This is a genomic window from Kordia sp. E, from assembly GCF_056033805.1.
This window is the reverse complement of record NZ_JBRASR010000004.1, coordinates 364,055-382,215: the sequence shown is the minus strand read 5'-3', so window position 1 is coordinate 382,215 and position 18,161 is coordinate 364,055. Positions and strand designations below refer to the sequence as shown.

At 34.8% G+C, this 18,161-nt stretch carries 13 protein-coding genes; 12 read left to right on the top strand and 1 reads right to left on the bottom strand.

The window, feature by feature from the left end; genetic code table 11:
* Nucleotides 1–6 precede the first annotated feature (6 nt).
* Nucleotides 7–756, bottom strand: a complete 750-nt coding sequence (locus tag ACUUYC_RS21155; protein WP_474269143.1) for a 5'-nucleotidase C-terminal domain-containing protein — start codon at nucleotides 754–756, stop codon at nucleotides 7–9.
* 305 nt (nucleotides 757–1,061) lie between these two features.
* On the opposite strand from ACUUYC_RS21155, the gene ACUUYC_RS21150 reads away from it, so the two are divergent.
* The 12 genes from ACUUYC_RS21150 to ACUUYC_RS21095 all read left to right on the top strand — a co-directional run bounded on the left by ACUUYC_RS21150 (nucleotide 1,062) and on the right by ACUUYC_RS21095 (nucleotide 18,154).
* Nucleotides 1,062–1,574, top strand: a complete 513-nt coding sequence (locus ACUUYC_RS21150; protein ID WP_474269140.1) for a DUF6913 domain-containing protein — start codon at nucleotides 1,062–1,064, stop codon at nucleotides 1,572–1,574.
* Nucleotides 1,574–2,455, top strand: coding sequence for a 4-hydroxy-tetrahydrodipicolinate synthase (gene dapA, locus ACUUYC_RS21145; RefSeq protein ID WP_474269138.1), 882 nt, complete (start codon nucleotides 1,574–1,576; stop codon nucleotides 2,453–2,455). The genes ACUUYC_RS21150 and dapA overlap by 1 nt, the downstream gene beginning before the upstream one ends.
* Nucleotides 2,456–2,462: 7 nt before the next feature.
* Entirely contained in the window at nucleotides 2,463–3,383 is a 921-nt protein-coding gene (locus ACUUYC_RS21140) for an ion channel (protein WP_474269136.1), read from the top strand.
* Nucleotides 3,384–3,569: 186 nt separating this feature from the next.
* Entirely contained in the window at nucleotides 3,570–4,364 is a 795-nt protein-coding gene (locus ACUUYC_RS21135) for an outer membrane protein assembly factor BamD (protein ID WP_474269133.1), read from the top strand.
* A gap of 9 nt (nucleotides 4,365–4,373) precedes the next feature.
* Nucleotides 4,374–4,700 (top strand): DNA-directed RNA polymerase subunit omega, encoded by a 327-nt coding sequence (locus ACUUYC_RS21130; protein WP_474269130.1) that lies wholly within the window; start codon nucleotides 4,374–4,376, stop codon nucleotides 4,698–4,700.
* Nucleotides 4,701–4,703: 3 nt separating this feature from the next.
* On the top strand, nucleotides 4,704–5,915 hold the full coding sequence (gene coaBC, locus ACUUYC_RS21125) for a bifunctional phosphopantothenoylcysteine decarboxylase/phosphopantothenate--cysteine ligase CoaBC (RefSeq protein WP_474269128.1): 1,212 nt from the start codon (nucleotides 4,704–4,706) through the stop codon (nucleotides 5,913–5,915).
* Complete coding sequence (gene porD / locus ACUUYC_RS21120) at nucleotides 5,908–6,801, top strand: type IX secretion system protein PorD (RefSeq protein WP_474269126.1); 894 nt, start codon at nucleotides 5,908–5,910, stop codon at nucleotides 6,799–6,801. Before coaBC ends, porD begins: the two co-directional genes overlap by 8 nt.
* A 58-nt stretch (nucleotides 6,802–6,859) precedes the next feature.
* Nucleotides 6,860–8,515 carry a DNA repair protein RecN gene (gene recN, locus ACUUYC_RS21115; protein WP_474269124.1) on the top strand — a complete coding sequence of 552 codons (1,656 nt, stop codon included), beginning with the start codon at nucleotides 6,860–6,862 and terminating at the stop codon, nucleotides 8,513–8,515.
* Between the two features lie 83 nt (nucleotides 8,516–8,598).
* Nucleotides 8,599–9,414 (top strand): enoyl-ACP reductase FabI, encoded by an 816-nt coding sequence (locus ACUUYC_RS21110; protein ID WP_474269122.1) that lies wholly within the window; start codon nucleotides 8,599–8,601, stop codon nucleotides 9,412–9,414.
* Between the two features lie 290 nt (nucleotides 9,415–9,704).
* On the top strand, nucleotides 9,705–11,435 hold the full coding sequence (locus ACUUYC_RS21105; protein ID WP_474269120.1) for an FG-GAP-like repeat-containing protein: 1,731 nt from the start codon (nucleotides 9,705–9,707) through the stop codon (nucleotides 11,433–11,435).
* A gap of 144 nt (nucleotides 11,436–11,579) precedes the next feature.
* Nucleotides 11,580–14,171 (top strand): T9SS type A sorting domain-containing protein, encoded by a 2,592-nt coding sequence (locus ACUUYC_RS21100; protein WP_474269118.1) that lies wholly within the window; start codon nucleotides 11,580–11,582, stop codon nucleotides 14,169–14,171.
* Nucleotides 14,172–14,461: 290 nt separating this feature from the next.
* Nucleotides 14,462–18,154, top strand: a complete 3,693-nt coding sequence (locus ACUUYC_RS21095) for a T9SS type A sorting domain-containing protein (RefSeq protein WP_474269116.1) — start codon at nucleotides 14,462–14,464, stop codon at nucleotides 18,152–18,154.
* Nucleotides 18,155–18,161 lie beyond the last annotated feature (7 nt).

Here is an 18,161-nt window from a genome sequence, read left to right as displayed (position 1 = left end):
GTGGTTTTATAATTTTACAAATCTGCCATCAAGTCGTGCAGGTATTGTATCTACTGTTTTAAAATAATCAATCATTGCGTTTCTAATCTTGTAATCTAAAACTTCTAAAGTCACTGGGTCTTTTAGGAAATTCATACGATCTCCTCCATGTTGTAAATAATCAGAAGTTACTACAGTATAGGTGCGTCCGTCTTCAATAGGTTTTCCGCCAATTAAAGCTTCTTTCAGGCTAAAATCAGGATTAAGCTTAATGGTTAAACCAGCAATTGGATGTGCTCTTTTCGCTTTCGCTAGATAGTCTACTAGTGCTTTTACATTCTCAGAGGTCAATTCGGCAACGACAATAGAATTTTCAAAAGGCATCACATTAAAAGCGGTACGTGTTGTAATTGGACCTTCTGCAATTGGCGCACGAATTCCACCATGATTCAATAAGCAAATGTCAATACTTTTCCCAGTACGTTTTTTATACACAGGTTCTGATTGTATTTTAACAAAATCTGCCATTAAATTTCCAATGGTAGTTTCAAACTCACCATCACGTTTGTGCATATCTTTAGGTGCGTAACTCAGCACTTTTTCCATATCTTCTTGGATACGGTCGCGATACGGTTTTATATATTCTTCAATTTCTTGATTAGCAGTAATAGAATCATTTATATTGATACGTTTTCCTTCAATTCGGGAAACATCTTGCTTTTCTTTAGCACAAGCGAACACTAAAAAAACAGCCAATAATGCAATAATTTTTCTCATAAAAAATAAATTATGTGGCAAATTATGAAAAATCATAGATACTATTAGCGCTATCTACACTAAAAAATTGTAAAAACACACAGTTTTTTTGTGATTCTAGGGCAAAAATCAACGTTCGTTGTTAAAAAACGACGTTTGTTAACTATATTTTTCTCTTTCAATAGTTGCTTGTAAATTGCGGTATAACTAACGTTTTAAGGGGTAAAAGTTAAGTTTAGGTTAAGTTGAATGAGATGTATACATATAGTATGCATCTCATTTTTTTGTTTAAAAACTGTACTTTTGTAATGAATTAAATAGAATACATGTTTTTAAAAGCATTACAATACAAGTCCTCTAAAAAAGTATTAACGCGAAAATTAGCAAAAACGACTGCAAAAGAAGTTAGTACAGAGCCAATTGCAACTATTGGAATCCTTATCAATGCTGATGAAACTCAGAACATTCAGCAAATAACGGATCATATTGGAATTGATGCTCAAGTTCATGTATTGTGTTATCATAAAGATTTTAAAAAGACACGAACGGTAGATTATCCTGTTTTCTATGAAAAAGATTTTGGTTGGAAAGGAAAACCGAAATCTGAAACATTACAACATTTTTTAAAAACACCGTTAGATTTGTTAATTAGTTATTACAGTTCAGACATAGTACCATTGCAATTAGTATCAGGCTTGCACTTAGCAAATTTAAAAGTTGGAATTGCTGGAACTGCGCAAGAAATTCATGACGTAATCATTCAAACGAAAGAAACAGAAATAGCTATTTTTAAAAAAGAACTACACAAATATTTACACATACTTAATAAACTATCATAATGAAGAAATTCATCGGAACTGGAGTTGCATTAGTTACACCTTTTAATGCAGATCATTCGGTAGACGTTACGGCACTTACAAACATTGTAGAGCATGTTATTAAAGGAGGAATAGATTACTTAGTTGTTTTGGGAACAACTGCAGAAAGCGCTGTGTTAACATCAGAAGAAAAACAGCTAGTTGTAAATACCATTGTAAAAACAAATAATAAACGTTTGCCAATCGTTTTGGGGATTGGTGGAAATAATACGGCAGCCGTTGTAAACGAATTAAAAACAACTAATTTAGAAGATGTTGACGCAATCTTGTCAGTATCTCCGTTTTACAATAAACCTACACAAGAAGGAATATACCAGCATTTTAAAGCTGTAGCAGAAGCAAGTCCAAAACCAATAATTTTATACAATGTTCCAGGTCGTACGGCAAGTAATGTATTGCCTGAAACGGTAATTCGCTTAGCAAATGACTTTGAAAATATTATTGCAGTAAAAGAAGCTGCAGGCGATATTGTACAAGCAATGCGATTAATAGACGGTACACCAAAAGATTTCTTGGTAATTTCTGGAGACGATATGATTACGTTGCCAATGGTTTTTGCAGGTGGAGCAGGAGTGATTTCTGTAATTGGGCAAGGATATCCGAAAGAGTTTTCAGAAATGGTTCGTTTAGGATTGGCAGGAAATGTAACAGAAGCAAACAAATTGCATTATAAAGTTATGCCTTCTATTGATTACATCTTTGAAGAAGGAAATCCAGCAGGAATCAAAGCAGTTTTTGAAAAACTAGGATTGTCAACAGCTATAGTTCGTTTACCATTAATAGAAGCTTCACAAGCACTCAAAGAAAAATTAAATACATTTACGGATCAATTGAATTCATAAAAATGTAATGGCTACAAACAAAGTAAAAGATCCAGGACTTGGCGTATCTACGGTTACGAGTGCAAAACGAATCGTAAACAAAGATGGTTCGTTCAACATAAAACATCTGAACGGAAAAGCTGGAATTTCTGCGTTATATGCATATTTAGTAGACATCAGTTGGGCGCGTTTTTTCTGTTTAGTATTTCTAGCATACTTTGTATTGAACGTATTTTTTGCTACAATATATGTGATTATTGGTGTTGAATATATTAGTGTAATACCACAATCATTAAAGAGAGATTTTGTAAATGCTTTTTTCTTTTCATCACAAACAGTTACTACTTTAGGATACGGAGCAATGGCTCCACAAGGCATCTTAGCAGGAATTGTTTCAAGTTGTCACGCTTTAATAGGATTATTAAGTTTTTCATTCGTAACAGGATTATTATACGGACGTTTCTCTAAGCCAAAAGCTTCAATTGAATTTAGCAAAAACATCATTTACAGAGATTTTAAAGACGGAAAAGCATTAATGTTTCGTTTAATAAACAGTAAAACAGATGTTATGATCAATCCGAGAATTGTGGTAACACTCGCAATTACGGAAGAAGATGAAGCACATGGATATCGTAGAAATTTCTATCAATTAGAATTAGAAAGAGATAAAATTACATATTTGCCAACAACATGGACATTGGTACATGAAATCACGGAAGATTCACCGTTGGCAAAATTTTCTAAAGACGAAATAAAAAGTCTAAATGGAGAATTTCTCATCATGATTACATATTATGATGAAGCTTTTAACGAAGAAGTCTATAAGTTACATTCATATACTTTTGAAGAGTTACTCATGGATGTTGCGTTTGAAAAGGCATTCTATTTTGATGAAGAAGGATATACAGTTTTAGATCATCACAAGCTAAGTAACACAAGCAAATTGTAAATACTAAATATTGAATTCTAACTAAATAAGCAAGTCTTTTAACCTGCATAACTACAATGAATCTTCATTAAAAAGTTAAAACTATGATAAAGACTATTAAAAACAAATATGTAAAGTTAATTTAGCAGCTTAAAAATGTTTTTTTAATACATAATAAATACATACTTTTGCAAGATGTTTAAAAATATGAAGAAGTTTCTTTACATACTATTAGTGACAATCACGTTAGCTTCGTGTAGTGAATACCAAAAGGCGTTAAAGTCTGAAGATATAAAGGTAAAATACGAATTAGCTGAACGTTTATTCAAAGAAGGAAAATTTAAAAAATCAAGTAGACTTTTTGAGCAAGTAGTTCCAAGATATCGTGGAAAACCTCAAGGAGAACGTGTTACATACATGTACGGGAAAAGTTTATTTGAAATAGGACAATACTTTGTTGCGGCGTATCAATTTGAGCGTTTTGCAAAATCATATCCAAAAAGTGATAGTTTACAAAGAGCGTTATTCTTTGAAGCGAAAAGTTACTACATGGAATCTCCTCGTTACAGTATAGACCAAACAGAAACAAAAAAAGCGATTAACAAGCTTCAAGGTTTCATCAATAACTATTCTGACTCACCAGATATGCCAGAAGCAAACAAAATGGTAAGTGAGTTGACAACAAAAATAGAAAAGAAAGCATACGAGATAGCAAAGCAATATAATACGATTGCTGACTATAAAGCATCTATCAAAGCAACGGAGAACTTCCTTTCGGATTTTCCAGGAACTTCATTTCGTGAAGATGCAATGTTTTTAAAATTAGATTCATCATACAAACTAGCTTCAAAAAGTTTTGTAACTTTAATGAAAGAACGTTTTGAAGATGCTTCATCAGCATATAGAACGTTAGTAAAGTTTTATCCAGAATCAAAATACAAAGAAGAAGCTGACGAAATAATGGCTTCAATTACTCAAGAATTAGAAAAAATTTCAAAATAACCCTGAATTATGGTTGATATTAAAAACTTAGACGCTCCAATTAGCACAACAACAATTGAAAGAAATCAATTTGATGCGCCAACGGATAACATTTATGAAGCAATTTCTGTAGTTGCAAAAAGAGCAATACAAATCAATTCAGAAATTAAAAAAGAACTTATCGAGAAGTTAGACGAGTTTGCTACACACAATGATAGTTTAGAAGAAATCTTCGAAAACAAAGAGCAAATTGAAGTATCTAAATTCTACGAAAAACTTCCAAAGCCACATGCAATCGCAGTACAAGAGTGGTTAGAAGAAAAAATATACTACCGTAACACTAAAGAAGAAGCATAGTATATGTCAATATTAAGGGGCAAAAAAGTATTATTAGGCATAACTGCTGGAATTGCCGCTTATAAGACAGCTTCATTAGTACGGTTATTCATAAAAGCAGGCGCTGAAATCAAAGTGATTATGACGCCTGCTGCTAAAGAATTTATTACTCCGTTAACATTATCTACACTTTCTAAAAATCCTGTGCACTCGTCGTTTACTAACGAAACTGACGAAAATGATGTATGGACAAACCATGTAGAACTTGGTTTATGGGCAGATTTTATGCTAATTGCTCCAGCAACAGCAAATACCATGTCCAAAATGGCAACAGGAAACAGCGACAACTTATTATTAGCTACATATTTATCTGCAAAATGTCCTGTATATTTTGCACCAGCAATGGATTTAGATATGTACAAACACGATTCTACCAAAAACTCTTTTGAAAAACTAACCAGTTTTGGAAACATAATGATTCCTGCAACAAGCGGCGAATTGGCAAGTGGTTTAGTTGGTGAAGGTAGAATGGCAGAACCTGAGGACATTATTTCATTTATTGAAAATGATATTTTAGGAAAGCTTCCGCTGAAAGGAAAAAAAGTGATGATTACGGCTGGTCCAACCTATGAAGCAATAGATCCTGTGCGTTTTATTGGAAATCATTCGTCAGGGAAAATGGGTTTTGCATTGGCATTAACTGCTGCAAACTTAGGTGCTGAGGTAATTTTAATTGCAGGGCCAAACAATCAAAGTATCAAACACTCTTCTGTAAATGTTATTGATGTAACAAGTGCGGAAGATATGTATAATGCGGCTCACAACGATTTCCCAACGGCAGATATTGCTATTTTAGCAGCAGCTGTTGCGGATTATAAGCCAAAAGATGTTGCTTCTCAGAAAATAAAAAAGAAGGATTCATCGTTAACTATAGAATTGATCAAAACAAAAGATATATTAGCTTCGTTAGGAGTCATAAAAAAAGATCAGTTTTTAGTTGGTTTTGCATTAGAAACGAACAATGAATTAGAAAATGCAAAAGGGAAACTCACCAAGAAGAAATTAGACATGATTGTCTTAAATTCATTAAATGACAAAGGTGCAGGATTTGGCAAACCAACAAATAAAGTAACGATAATTGACAAAAAAATGAATACCTTAGCTTTCGGATTAAAATCGAAAGCTGAAGTAGCCAACGATATATTTAGTGAAATTTTAAAGCGAATCAATGCGTAATCTTGTTTTAAGTATCTTAGTATTTGGTGCAGTATGTTTTTCAACAACTGCGCAAGAATTGAATTGTCAAATCTCGATTGATGCACAACAAGTCAATCAGACAAATCAGCAAATTTTTAAAACATTAGAGCGTTCGCTAACCGATTTTGTAAACAAAACTCAGTGGACAAACAAGAAGTTTGCAGCTTCTGAACGTATCAACTGTAGTATGGTAATTAATGTTTCGCAATACAATTCGGATGAATTTGTAGCTACGATTCAAGTACAATCATCACGTCCAATCTATAACTCATCATTTGAATCACCAGTATTCAATTTCAATGACAGACAATTTAGATTTATCTATCAAGAATTTCAACCAATTGTATACAATCCAAATGCATTTACAACGAACTTAGTTGCTGTAATTTCGTATTATGTATATGTAATTTTAGGTATTGATTCAGATACGTTTAAACTTCGTGGTGGATCTGAATATTATGCGCAAGCACAACAAATAGTAAACTTAGCACAACCAAGTCCATTTGTTGGGTGGAAAGAAGCTGATGGAAATCGTACTCGTTGGTTGTTATTAGACAACTTATTAAACAATACGCACAAAGAATACAGAACTGTAATGTATAACTATCACAGAGCAGGAATGGATTTAATGGCAGATGATACACGTGCTGCAAAGACAACTGTAGCAAGTAGTTTAGAACTTTTTAAAGCATTAAATAATAGACGTCCAAATTCTTTCTTATTGCAAACGTTTTTTGATGCAAAAGCAGATGAAATTCAAAGTATCTATTCTGGCGGACCAAAAGTAAATGTTGTTAAGCTGGTAGAAACCCTAAATAGAGTAGCGCCATTTCATGCAACGAAGTGGGAAAAAATTAAATTCTGATTCTTACGAAAATTTAATGCAATAGTCTACTTTTGTAATTCAATAAAACACTGTTGCATTGCTCACACAATTATCTATAAAAAACTTTGCGTTAATTGATTCTTTACAAGTCGAATTTGATAAAGGATTGACTATTATTACAGGAGAAACTGGTGCAGGAAAATCTATTCTGCTTGGCGGTCTGGCTTTAATATTAGGAAAGCGTGCAGATTTATCTTCTTTAAAAGATACCACTCGAAAGTGTGTGATTGAAGCCGAATTTTCGATTAAAAAATACAAACTCAAAAACTTTTTTGAAACAAACGATCTTGATTATGATCATGATACGATTGTAAGACGCGAAATATTACCTTCAGGAAAATCAAGAGCGTTTATCAATGATGTTCCCGTTCGTTTAGGAGTATTGAATGCGCTTGGTGATCAATTGATAGATATACATTCGCAACATCAAACATTGCAACTAACAGACAATCAATTTCAGTTTCAAGTCATTGATACATTGGCAAATGTTTCGGATGAAGTTATTTCGTATCAAACACTATTGAGCGATTATCAAAAAGCACAAAAAGAACTTCAAAAAATACGTCAAGAGCAAGCAGATTTAGAAAAGGAACATGATTATAATATGTTTTTGCTAAAAGAATTAGAAGAAGCAAAACTTGAAGGTTTAATCATGTCAGATTTAGAGTCACAATACGAGCGTTTGAATAGTGCAGAAGATATTAAAACAAATTTGAGTGCTTCTGAACAATTACTATCTGATGAACAAGTTGGTGTTTTAAACTTAATTTCTGAATTGCAAACAACTTCTGGGAAACTTGCGAATATTGCTCCAGAATTTTTCAATCTAGCTGAACGTATTAAAAGTGTATACATTGAATTAGATGATGTATATAATGAAGTCATCAATTTACAAGCAAATGCTGAGTTCGATCCTGAATTGCTAGAACAAATAGGGGCGAAGCTTCAAAAAATATTCGATCTGCAAAAAAAGCATAACGTATTAACTGTAGAAGAATTACAAAGTATACAAAACTCATTAGCAGAAAAAGCACAGGTATCTGAAAATATCGATGATATCATTGCGGCTAAAGAACAAGAATTACAAGCATTACAAGCACAGTTAAAAACGATTGCAACTTCTATTCATAAAAAACGTGTTGCAGGAATTCCAACACTAACAGAACAATTGGAGTCAATGTTAGCAACATTAGGAATGCCAAATGCACGATTCAATATTAAAATATCGCAAACAGATCAGTTGTATGCAAACGGAATGGACGATTTACAATTTCTATTTGCAGCAAATAAAGGAGGAAACTTTAATGAACTCAAAAAAGCAGCTTCTGGTGGAGAATTATCACGTGTGATGTTGTGTATCAAAGCAATTCTTTCAAAATATATGCAACTGCCAACAATTATGTTTGACGAAATTGATACAGGAGTTTCGGGAGAAGTTGCGAATAAGATGGCGAAGATTATGCAAAATATGGGGAAAAGTATGCAAGTATTTTCCATTACACACTTGCCACAAATTGCAGCAAAAGGAAAGCAGCATTTCAAAGTGTATAAAAAAGATGTAAACGAAGTGACCACAACACATTTAAAAAAGCTTCAAGAGGACGAACGTGTTCGGGAAATTGCACAAATGTTGAGCGGAGCAAAAATATTAGATTCTGCTTTAGCCAATGCAAAAGAATTGTTGAAATCGTAAAACAGAATATTCAATACATTCACATCGTACAATTAAATCTTTTACCATATCTTTGACCTACCAAACGACTAAAAACAACTAGCATGTCATATAATTTATTAAAAGGAAAAAGAGGAATCATATTTGGTGCTTTAGACGAAAACTCTATCGCATGGAAAACAGCTGTACGTGTTCATGAAGAAGGCGGAACATTTGTATTAACAAATGCGCCAATAGCACTGCGTATGGGGACAATAAAAAACTTGGCTGAACAAACAGGTTCTGAAGTTATTCCTGCGGATGCTACAAGTATAGAAGACCTTCAAAACTTAGTTGACAAATCTGTGGAAATCCTTGGTGGAAAAATTGACTTCGTATTGCATTCTATCGGAATGTCTGTAAATGTTAGAAAAGGAAGACATTACACAGATATGAATTATGATTGGACGACAAAAGGTTGGGGTATTTCTGCGGTTTCTTTTCATAAAGTAATGCAAACATTATACAAAGCCGACGCAATGAGCGAATGGGGAAGTATTGTGGCACTAACTTACATGGCCGCACAACGTACATTTCCAGATTATAACGATATGGCAGATAATAAGTCATACTTAGAATCAATTGCACGTAGTTTTGGATATTTCTTCGGAAAAGAGAAAAATGTACGTGTCAATACCATTTCTCAATCACCAACGCCAACAACCGCTGGACAAGGTGTAAAAGGATTTGACGGATTTATTTCGTATGCAGAAAAAATGTCTCCACTAGGAAATGCTACAGCATTAGATTGTGCAAACTATACAGTAACATTATTTTCGGACTTAACAAGAAGAGTTACAATGCAAAACCTTTACAATGATGGAGGATTCTCTAATACAGGAGTAAGTCAGGAAGTAATTGAAAGATTTACAGAAGAATAAGCATACAATACATAACATATTATAAAAATGCCTCTAAAATTTAGAGGCATTTTTTTTGAAATAGAACAAAGAAATTTTGATGTGTTAAATGTAAAAGGGTAAACTTTTTCTCTTTATTCATAAGACTTTGAAGAATATTTTGAATCTGAATAATGTAAGTATAGGTGTGAAAAATGTATACGAACAATTGATAATCATATATATAGATTACATCATTACTTGTAAAATATCATATGTTTTTATAGATTAGTCATCTCGAACTCAATTTTTTAAGAAACTAATAACCGACTATGAATAAACTAGTACGTTTCTTCTTCATTACAATAGTATGTACATTTTCAACTAAAATATATGCACAGACATACTTTCAAGATCAAGCTACTGCGCTTGGAGTTGGTGACATGTGCGGTACTATCTTCTTAGGTGGTGGAATATCTTTCTATGATTTTAATAATGATGGTTGGGATGATGTTACCATTGCGACACAGAGTGGTGATCCGTTAAAAATCTATAAAAATAATGGAGACGGAACATTTTCGCTTGAAACTACACTCAATCCTAACAACACTTCGCAACAAAAGCAGGTAGTTTGGGTTGATATTGACAACGATGGTGATAATGATTTATATGTTGCTAGTGATTTAGGTGGAAGTCGTTTATACAGAAATGATATCACTTCACTTGTGGATATAACGGTTGCTAGTGGTTTACCATCAACTGCAATAGATAACTATGGCGCTTCTTGGGGTGATTATAATAATGATGGAAATCTGGATGTATTTATCTGTAATAGAGGAGTAAATGTAATCTCTCAGAATTATCTCTACAAAAATAATGGAGATGGAACATTCTCAAATGTTAGTGACACAGCCGGAATAAGTACAGGTAATCATTTATCATTCTGTTCTGCTTTTTTTGATTACAATAATGATGGTTGGCAAGATATCTACATGGCCAACGATAAAGTAAATACAACTAATATTCTATACAGAAATAATGGAGATGGAACATTTACAGATGTAAGTGAAGAATCTGGAACCAATATAGCAATTGATGCAATGTCAGTTACAATTGCAGACTATAATAGTGATACTTGGTTTGATATATATGTAACAAATGGAATTCAAGGAAACTACTTTCTAAAAAACAATGGAGATGGGACGTTTACTAATATAGCTTCTAGTACAGGAACAATATTTAATAGTGTAGCATGGGGATCTGTATTCTTAGATGCGGAAAACGATGGTAACTTAGATTTATATGTAAGCGGTTCACTTGATGGAGGAGTTCCAGGTTTAGCTTCAGCAGCATTCTATACAAATAATGGTAATGACTTATTTACGCAAGGAAATAGTGTTGGTTTTGTAACTGATACAAGTGAAAGTTATTCAAATGCAATTGGAGATACAGACAATGATGGTTTTCCTGAAATAATAGTAAGTAACTCTGGGAATGAAAATATATTCCTATGGAAGAATGAAACAGTAAGTACAAACAATTGGCTAAAAGTAAATCTAGAAGGAACAACAAGTAATAAACAAGGTATTGGTGCTACCATAGAAATAAAATCAGGCGGAACACCTCAATATAGATATACTGTTTGTGGAGAAGGGTATATAGCACAAAACTCAGGTTCAGAATTTTTTGGAATAGGAGGTGATACAGCTATTGAATATGTGAAAATAACCTGGTTAGGAGGCGCACAAGATATACTATACAACATAATGCCAAACCAAACCTTACATATAATAGAAGGAAGTAGTCCATTAAGTATTGATGAGTTTGAAGAAAAAACGCATCTTACAATATATCCTAATCCAACTTCAGGAAATATATGGGTTCATACAGAAATTCAAGAAGACTTCAAATATCAAATATTTGATATAAAAGGTAGTATGATTAAAGAAGGTATTGTAGACCAAAATAAATACATAAAAATAGAAGACTTATCCTCTGGATATTACCTCCTAAAAATTAGGACCTCAAAAGGTGTTTTTAACAAAAATATAATGTTAAAGTAATCTAAAAATAAAAATGAAAATTAGCAAGTATTTTACACTTTATCGATAAATCAATGTTCTTCATCGATATTAGTGCCTTCCAATCAAAAAAAAGATCGTATTTTTCTCTGATATTCAACTAACTAACAAAAATCAAACTTATTTATGAAAAAAATTACATTTAAAATTTTTATGGTAATGTGCTTGTTAGGTACCTATGTAGGTGTCTCTCAAACATTAAATCAAGCTGCAAGTTGGCCTAATGCAGGTTGGACACTTTCTGGTACGTATACTGCTGGAGGATTACTATCTGATCCAACAGGAGCAGGTACTACACTTACATGGGATGATGATGTCGCCGGTAACGGTTCGGGTGATGATATCCAAGCTACCTCGCCAGTAATCGATCTTACTGCAGCGAGTGGAGCCGGAGAAACATGGGTTACAGTAGCTGGAGACTATACGTATAGAGCTCTTGGAGGAGATGTTTTAGCAATTGAAACATATGATGCTGATGCAATGACTTGGTCAGCATTAGAAACATTTGCAGGAAACTCTACGGTAAACGATTTCAGAACATGTGCAAATACTGCAGCATATACAACTGCGGTTCTTGACATTTCTGGTTTTACAGCTACACAATTATCAGGATTTCAATATCGTATTTCTTACAATGACCAAGGAGGTTGGCAATGGGGATGGTGTTTAACTTCACCAACTATTACTTCAGCTGCACCACCATCTTGTGTTGATCCTTCTGTGTTAACAGCAACAACGATTACTGACACAACTGCCGATTTAGGTTGGACAGAAAACGGAACTGCTACGTTATGGGATGTAGAAGTTTTAACTACAGGAACACCAGCAACAGGAACACCTACTGCTACAGGAGTTGCAAATCCTTATGGAGCAACTGGACTTACAGCTGATACAGAATATGATTTTTATGTAAGAGCTGATTGTGGACCAGGTGGAACTTCTAACTGGGTTGGACCTTTTACATTCAGAACAGCTTGTGCTGCAATTGCTGCACCGTATACGGAAGACTTTGAAATGTTTGCTACTGCTGATGCTGCATTTACATTAGAAAATTGTTGGACAGGTACAGGTGGAACATACTTTTGGGAATCTGCTCCAGGAACTGATACTGGATCAGGAGGAACAGGACCAGATCCAACAATCACAACTGGAAACTATTTTTATACAGAAGCTTCAAATGGAGCAAATGGAGACACAACTGATTTATTATCTCCATTAGTAGATTTAACAGCACTTACTGCACCAGCATTAACGTTTAACTATCACATGTTTGGTGGACAAATAGGAACATTAGATGTTATTGTAAACGGAACAACAAATGTTTGGACATTAAGTGGACAACAGCAAGCATCTGCTACAACTGCTTGGGAATTAGCTGTTGTAGATTTAGCTGCATATGCAGGGCAATCAATTACAATTACATTTAGAGCAACTAGCGCAGGAACATTTGAAGGAGATATCGCAATTGATAACGTATCATTTACAGAATTACCAGCATGCCCACTACCTAATGCATTAACAGCTACAATGATCACAGATACAACAGCTGATTTAGGATGGACAGAAAACGGAACTGCTACGGCATGGGATGTTGAAATCGTTGATATTACTGCTTCAGGAATGGCAACAGGAACACCTACTGCATCAGGAGTTACAAACCCTTATTCAGCAATGGGACTTACTCAAAACAATGATTATGCTTTTTATGTAAGAGCAGATTGTGGAGGAGGAACTTTCTCAGCATGGGCTGGACCATTTAACTTCTCTACATTAGAAACATGTCCAACGCCAACTGCGTTGACTGCAACAAATATAATGGAAACAACTGCTGACTTAGGTTGGACAGAAAACGGAGCAGCAACTATTTGGAATATTGAATTAGTTGATCTTACAGCAGGAGGAACGGCTACAGGGACTGCAACAGCATCTGGAGTTATGAATCCATATATGGCAACAGGTTTAGTTGGAGATAACAACTATGAGTTCTACGTACAAGCTGATTGTGGAGTAGATGGAACATCTGCATGGGCAGGACCATTTGCATTCGCTACACCGTATGTAGCAGTACCACCAACATGTTCTGGAGGAACTTTCTTAGATTCAGGAGGAATGTCAGGTGATTACTCAAGTGGTGAAAACATTACTTATACAATTTGTCCAGATAATGCTGGAGATGCTGTAACAGTAGAATTCACTTTCTTCAGCACAGAAAATAACGGAGCTACTGCATGTTATGATGGATTAACAGTTCATGATGGAGCAGATGCTACAGCAACAACAATTGATCCTCCAGGAGGTGGAACAATCTGGTGTTGGGATAGAAATGATACACCAGCAGATGGAACAGGAGATTTACAAGGTATGATGATTGAATCTTCTGATGCGTCAGGATGTTTAACTTTTGTATTTACATCTGATGGATCTGTTACAAGACCAGGATGGCAAGGAAACATTACATGTAACCCATTATCTGTAGAGTCTGCAGAAGTTAGAGGATTTTTACACTATGTAGATACTGTAAACAATAGCTTTAATGTAAATGCACAAAGTAATATCCAATCTATTGAAGTATATAATTTAGTTGGACAAATCATTACGACTGCTAAACCAAATGCTGCTTCTGGAGAAGCTAACTTAGGTTCAGTTAAAAATGGTGTTTTCTTTGCAAGAGTAACATTAGAAAATGGAAGAACTTCAGTTGTTAAATTCGTGAAGTAATTTTATAAAAAAAATATATATTATTAAAAGCTGTTCTTTTGAGAACAGCTTTTTTTTGTTTCTATAATTACGATATAGCGCACAAAATTTTTCAATAATTGTTTCTGAATATAACATTTTTGACATACAAGTTATATCAACTTCCTTCTATATATTTAATAAGAAAAGTGGCTGTATAATTATTAAAAATGAGACGATAGTATTACAAACACAATTAAAACTATTAAAAAAATAATCTTTTATAAATAATTCTTATATTTAACGTACTAACTAACTAATAATCTTTTAGTATGAAAAAAATTACATTTAAAATTTTTATGATAATCTGCTTGTTAGGTACCTATATTGGTATCTCTCAAACATTAAATCAAAACGCAATGTGGCCAAATGCAGCTTGGACAGTTACGGGAACGTATAATGCGGATCCGTCAGCTTTTGAAGCAAACCCGACTGTTGATGCTAATTTTGCTTTTGATGATGATGATGCTGGAAACGGAAGTGATGATGATATTGCTGCTGAATCACCAGTAATTGACTTAACAGCTGCTCATGGAGCAGGAGAAACATGGATTACAATTTCAGGGAATTTTGTTTACAATTATAATAATGATGATATTTTACAATATGAATATTGGGATGCAGATGCAAGTACATGGAATATAATTGGTGTTCCAGTTGATGCTGATACTGCAGGAGCTCCAACTGATAACTTTTGTACTGGAACTACAGAAGCATATACGACAGATGTTCTTAACATTGTTGGATTTACTGCGACGCAATTATCAGGTTTTAGATATAGAATTTACTTTGATGATTTAGTAGGAGGAGCAGGTTTTGAGTGGGGATTTTGTTTTGATTCTCCAACAATTACCTCTGCAACACCACCATCATGCCCAGACCCATCTACTTTAGCTGTAGCTAATATTACAGATACAACAGCAGATTTATCTTGGTTAGAAAGTGGAAGTGCAACTGCTTGGGATGTTGAAATAGTAACAACAGGAACACCGCCAACGGGAACTGCAACTGCAACTGCTGTTTCAAACCCATACGCGGCAACTGGTCTTATGCAAAATACAGAATATGATTACTATGTAAGAGCTAATTGTGGTGTTGATGGAACTTCAGCATGGATTGGACCTTTCACATTTAGAACAGCTTGCGCTCCAATTGCAGCACCATACAGCGAAAATTTTGAAACATTTACAACAGCAGGAACTGCGTTTGTTTATGAAAACTGTTGGACTGGAACTGGTGGGAATTACTTTTGGGAATCTTCACCTGGAACAGATGTAGGATCTGGCGGAACAGGACCAGCTCCATCAATTACTACAGGAAACTACTTTTATACAGAAGCATCAGCTGGAGCAAATGGTGATACAACTGATTTAATATCTCCATTAGTAGATTTAACAGCATTAACAGCTCCTGCACTAACGTTTAACTACCACATGTTTGGTGGACAAATAGGAACATTAGATGTATTAGTTAATGGAACTGCAAATGTATGGACATTATCTGGAGAGCAACAAACTAGTGATACAGCTCCTTGGGAACTTGCAGTTGTAGATTTAGCTGCGTATGCAGGTCAAACTATATCAGTTACGTTACGAGCTACAAGTGCTGGTACATTTGAAGGAGATATTGCAATTGATAATATTGCATTTGATGAATTGCCATCTTGTTCAGCACCAAACGCATTAACAGCGACAAATATCGATGGTTTTTCTGCTGATTTGGGATGGACAGAAAGTGGAACAGCTACTTTATGGAATATTGAACTAGTAGATATAACAGGTGGAGGAACTGCTACAGGAACTCCTACAGCTACTGGAGTTACAAATCCATATGATGCGAGTGGGTTAACACCTTCAAATGATTATGAATTCTATGTGCAAGCAGATTGTGGAGTAGATGGAACTTCTGCATGGGTAGGACCGTTTTCATTCACTACTTTAGTGGCATGTCCAGCACCATCTGCATTAACTGCAACAAATATAATGACAACATCAGCAGATTTAGGATGGACAGCTGGTGGATCAGAAGCACGCTGGGATGTTGAGATTGTTGATATTACAGCTGGAGGAACTGCTACAGGAACTCCTACTGCTTCAAGTATCCCAAATCCATATAGCGCTAGCGGTTTAACTGATAGTAATAATTATGAATATTATGTAAGAGCAAACTGTGCTGCTAATGGAAACTCTGTTTGGGTTGGACCATTTGCATTTACAACAGCTTGTCCTGCAATTGCAGCACCTTACACCGAAAATTTTGAAACGTTCACTACAGCTGGTACAGCTTTCTCTGCTGAAAACTGTTGGGCAGGAACTGGTGGAAACTATTATTGGGAATCTGCACCTGGAACGGATGCAGGATCAGGAGGAACAGGACCTGACCCTACAATTACAACAGGAAACTACTTTTATACAGAAGCATCAGCTGGTGCAAATGGTGATACCACTGATTTAATATCTCCATTAGTAGATTTAACAGCATTAACAGCTCCTTCATTAACATTTAACTATCACATGTTCGGAGCACAAATAGGAACATTAGATGTATTAGTTAATGGTACTACAAATGTATTTACAATATCTGGTCAACAACAAGCATCAGCTACAACTCCATGGGAATTGGCTGTTGTAGATTTAGCTGCATATGCTGGTCAAACTATATCTATTACATTTAGAGGAACAAGTGCAGGAACATTTGAAGGAGATATCTCTATCGATAATGTTTCTTTTGCAGAATTACCTGCATGTCCTACTCCTAATGGTTTAGGAGCAACAATGATAACAGACACTACTGCTGACTTAGGTTGGACAGAAAATGGAACATCTACTGCATGGGATATAGAAATTGTTGATATTACTGCAGCAGGGATGCCTACAGGAACGCCAACAACTTCGGGAGTTACAAACCCTTACACAGCAATGGGACTTACACAAAACAATGATTATGCTTTTTATGTAAGAGCAGATTGTGGTGGTGGAACATTCTCTGGATGGGCTGGACCACTTAATTTCTCAACATTAGAAACTTGTCCAGCACCAAGTGCGTTGACTGCTACAAACATAATGGAAACAACTGCTGACTTAGGTTGGACAGAAAATGGAGCCTCTATTTTATGGAATGTTGAATTAGTAGATTTAACGGCTGGAGGAACTGCGACAGGAACTGCAACTGCAACTGGAGTTGCAAATTCATATGCTGTTACTGGTTTAGTAGGAGATAATAACTATGAATTCTATGTACAAGCAGATTGTGGAGTAGATGGTGTATCTGCATGGGCAGGACCATTTGCATTTGCTACACCTTATGTAGCTGTGCCACCATCATGTACTAATGATACATTCTTAGATTCAGGAGGACAGTCAGGTCCGTATTCATCTGGAGAAAATATTACATACACAATATGTCCTGATAATGCAGGAGATGCAGTAACAGTAGAATTTACTTTCTTCTCAACAGAAAATAATGGAGCTGCTGCTTGTTATGATGGGTTAACAATTCATGACGGTGCTGACGCTACTGCAACAACAATTGATCCTCCAGGTGGTGGAACAATATGGTGTTGGGATGAAGATGATACACCTGCAGTTGGAACAGGAGATTTAGATGGTATGATGATTACTTCTTCTGATGCTACAGGATGTTTAACATTTGTATTTACATCTGACGGATCAGTTCAAAGAGATGGATGGGCTGGAAATATTACATGTGGACCATTATCTGTAGAATCTTTTGAAACTAGAGGTTTCTTACACTATGTAGATACTGTGAAAAATAGCTTTAATGTAATAGCACAAAGTGATATTAGTTCAATTGAAGTATATAACTTAGTTGGGCAAATTATTACTACAACTAAACCAAATGACCCTTCAGGAGCTGCTTATTTAGGTTCAGCTAAGAATGGAGTTTATTTTGCAAGAGTAACATTAGAAAATGGAAGAACTTCAGTTGTGAAATTCGTGAAGTAATTTTATA

Bases quoted from the DNA above. Each gene is read 5' to 3' on its own strand.
- ACUUYC_RS21155 (WP_474269143.1), bottom strand. From the start codon at position 756: ATGAGAAAAATTATTGCATTATTGGCTGTTTTTTTAGTGTTCGCTTGT.
- ACUUYC_RS21150 (WP_474269140.1), top strand. From the start codon at position 1,062: ATGTTTTTAAAAGCATTACAATACAAGTCCTCTAAAAAAGTATTAACG.
- dapA (WP_474269138.1), top strand. From the start codon at position 1,574: ATGAAGAAATTCATCGGAACTGGAGTTGCATTAGTTACACCTTTTAAT.
- ACUUYC_RS21140 (WP_474269136.1), top strand. From the start codon at position 2,463: ATGGCTACAAACAAAGTAAAAGATCCAGGACTTGGCGTATCTACGGTT.
- ACUUYC_RS21135 (WP_474269133.1), top strand. From the start codon at position 3,570: ATGAAGAAGTTTCTTTACATACTATTAGTGACAATCACGTTAGCTTCG.
- ACUUYC_RS21130 (WP_474269130.1), top strand. From the start codon at position 4,374: ATGGTTGATATTAAAAACTTAGACGCTCCAATTAGCACAACAACAATT.
- coaBC (WP_474269128.1), top strand. From the start codon at position 4,704: ATGTCAATATTAAGGGGCAAAAAAGTATTATTAGGCATAACTGCTGGA.
- porD (WP_474269126.1), top strand. From the start codon at position 5,908: ATGCGTAATCTTGTTTTAAGTATCTTAGTATTTGGTGCAGTATGTTTT.
- ACUUYC_RS21110 (WP_474269122.1), top strand. From the start codon at position 8,599: ATGTCATATAATTTATTAAAAGGAAAAAGAGGAATCATATTTGGTGCT.
- ACUUYC_RS21105 (WP_474269120.1), top strand. From the start codon at position 9,705: ATGAATAAACTAGTACGTTTCTTCTTCATTACAATAGTATGTACATTT.
- ACUUYC_RS21100 (WP_474269118.1), top strand. From the start codon at position 11,580: ATGAAAAAAATTACATTTAAAATTTTTATGGTAATGTGCTTGTTAGGT.
- ACUUYC_RS21095 (WP_474269116.1), top strand. From the start codon at position 14,462: ATGAAAAAAATTACATTTAAAATTTTTATGATAATCTGCTTGTTAGGT.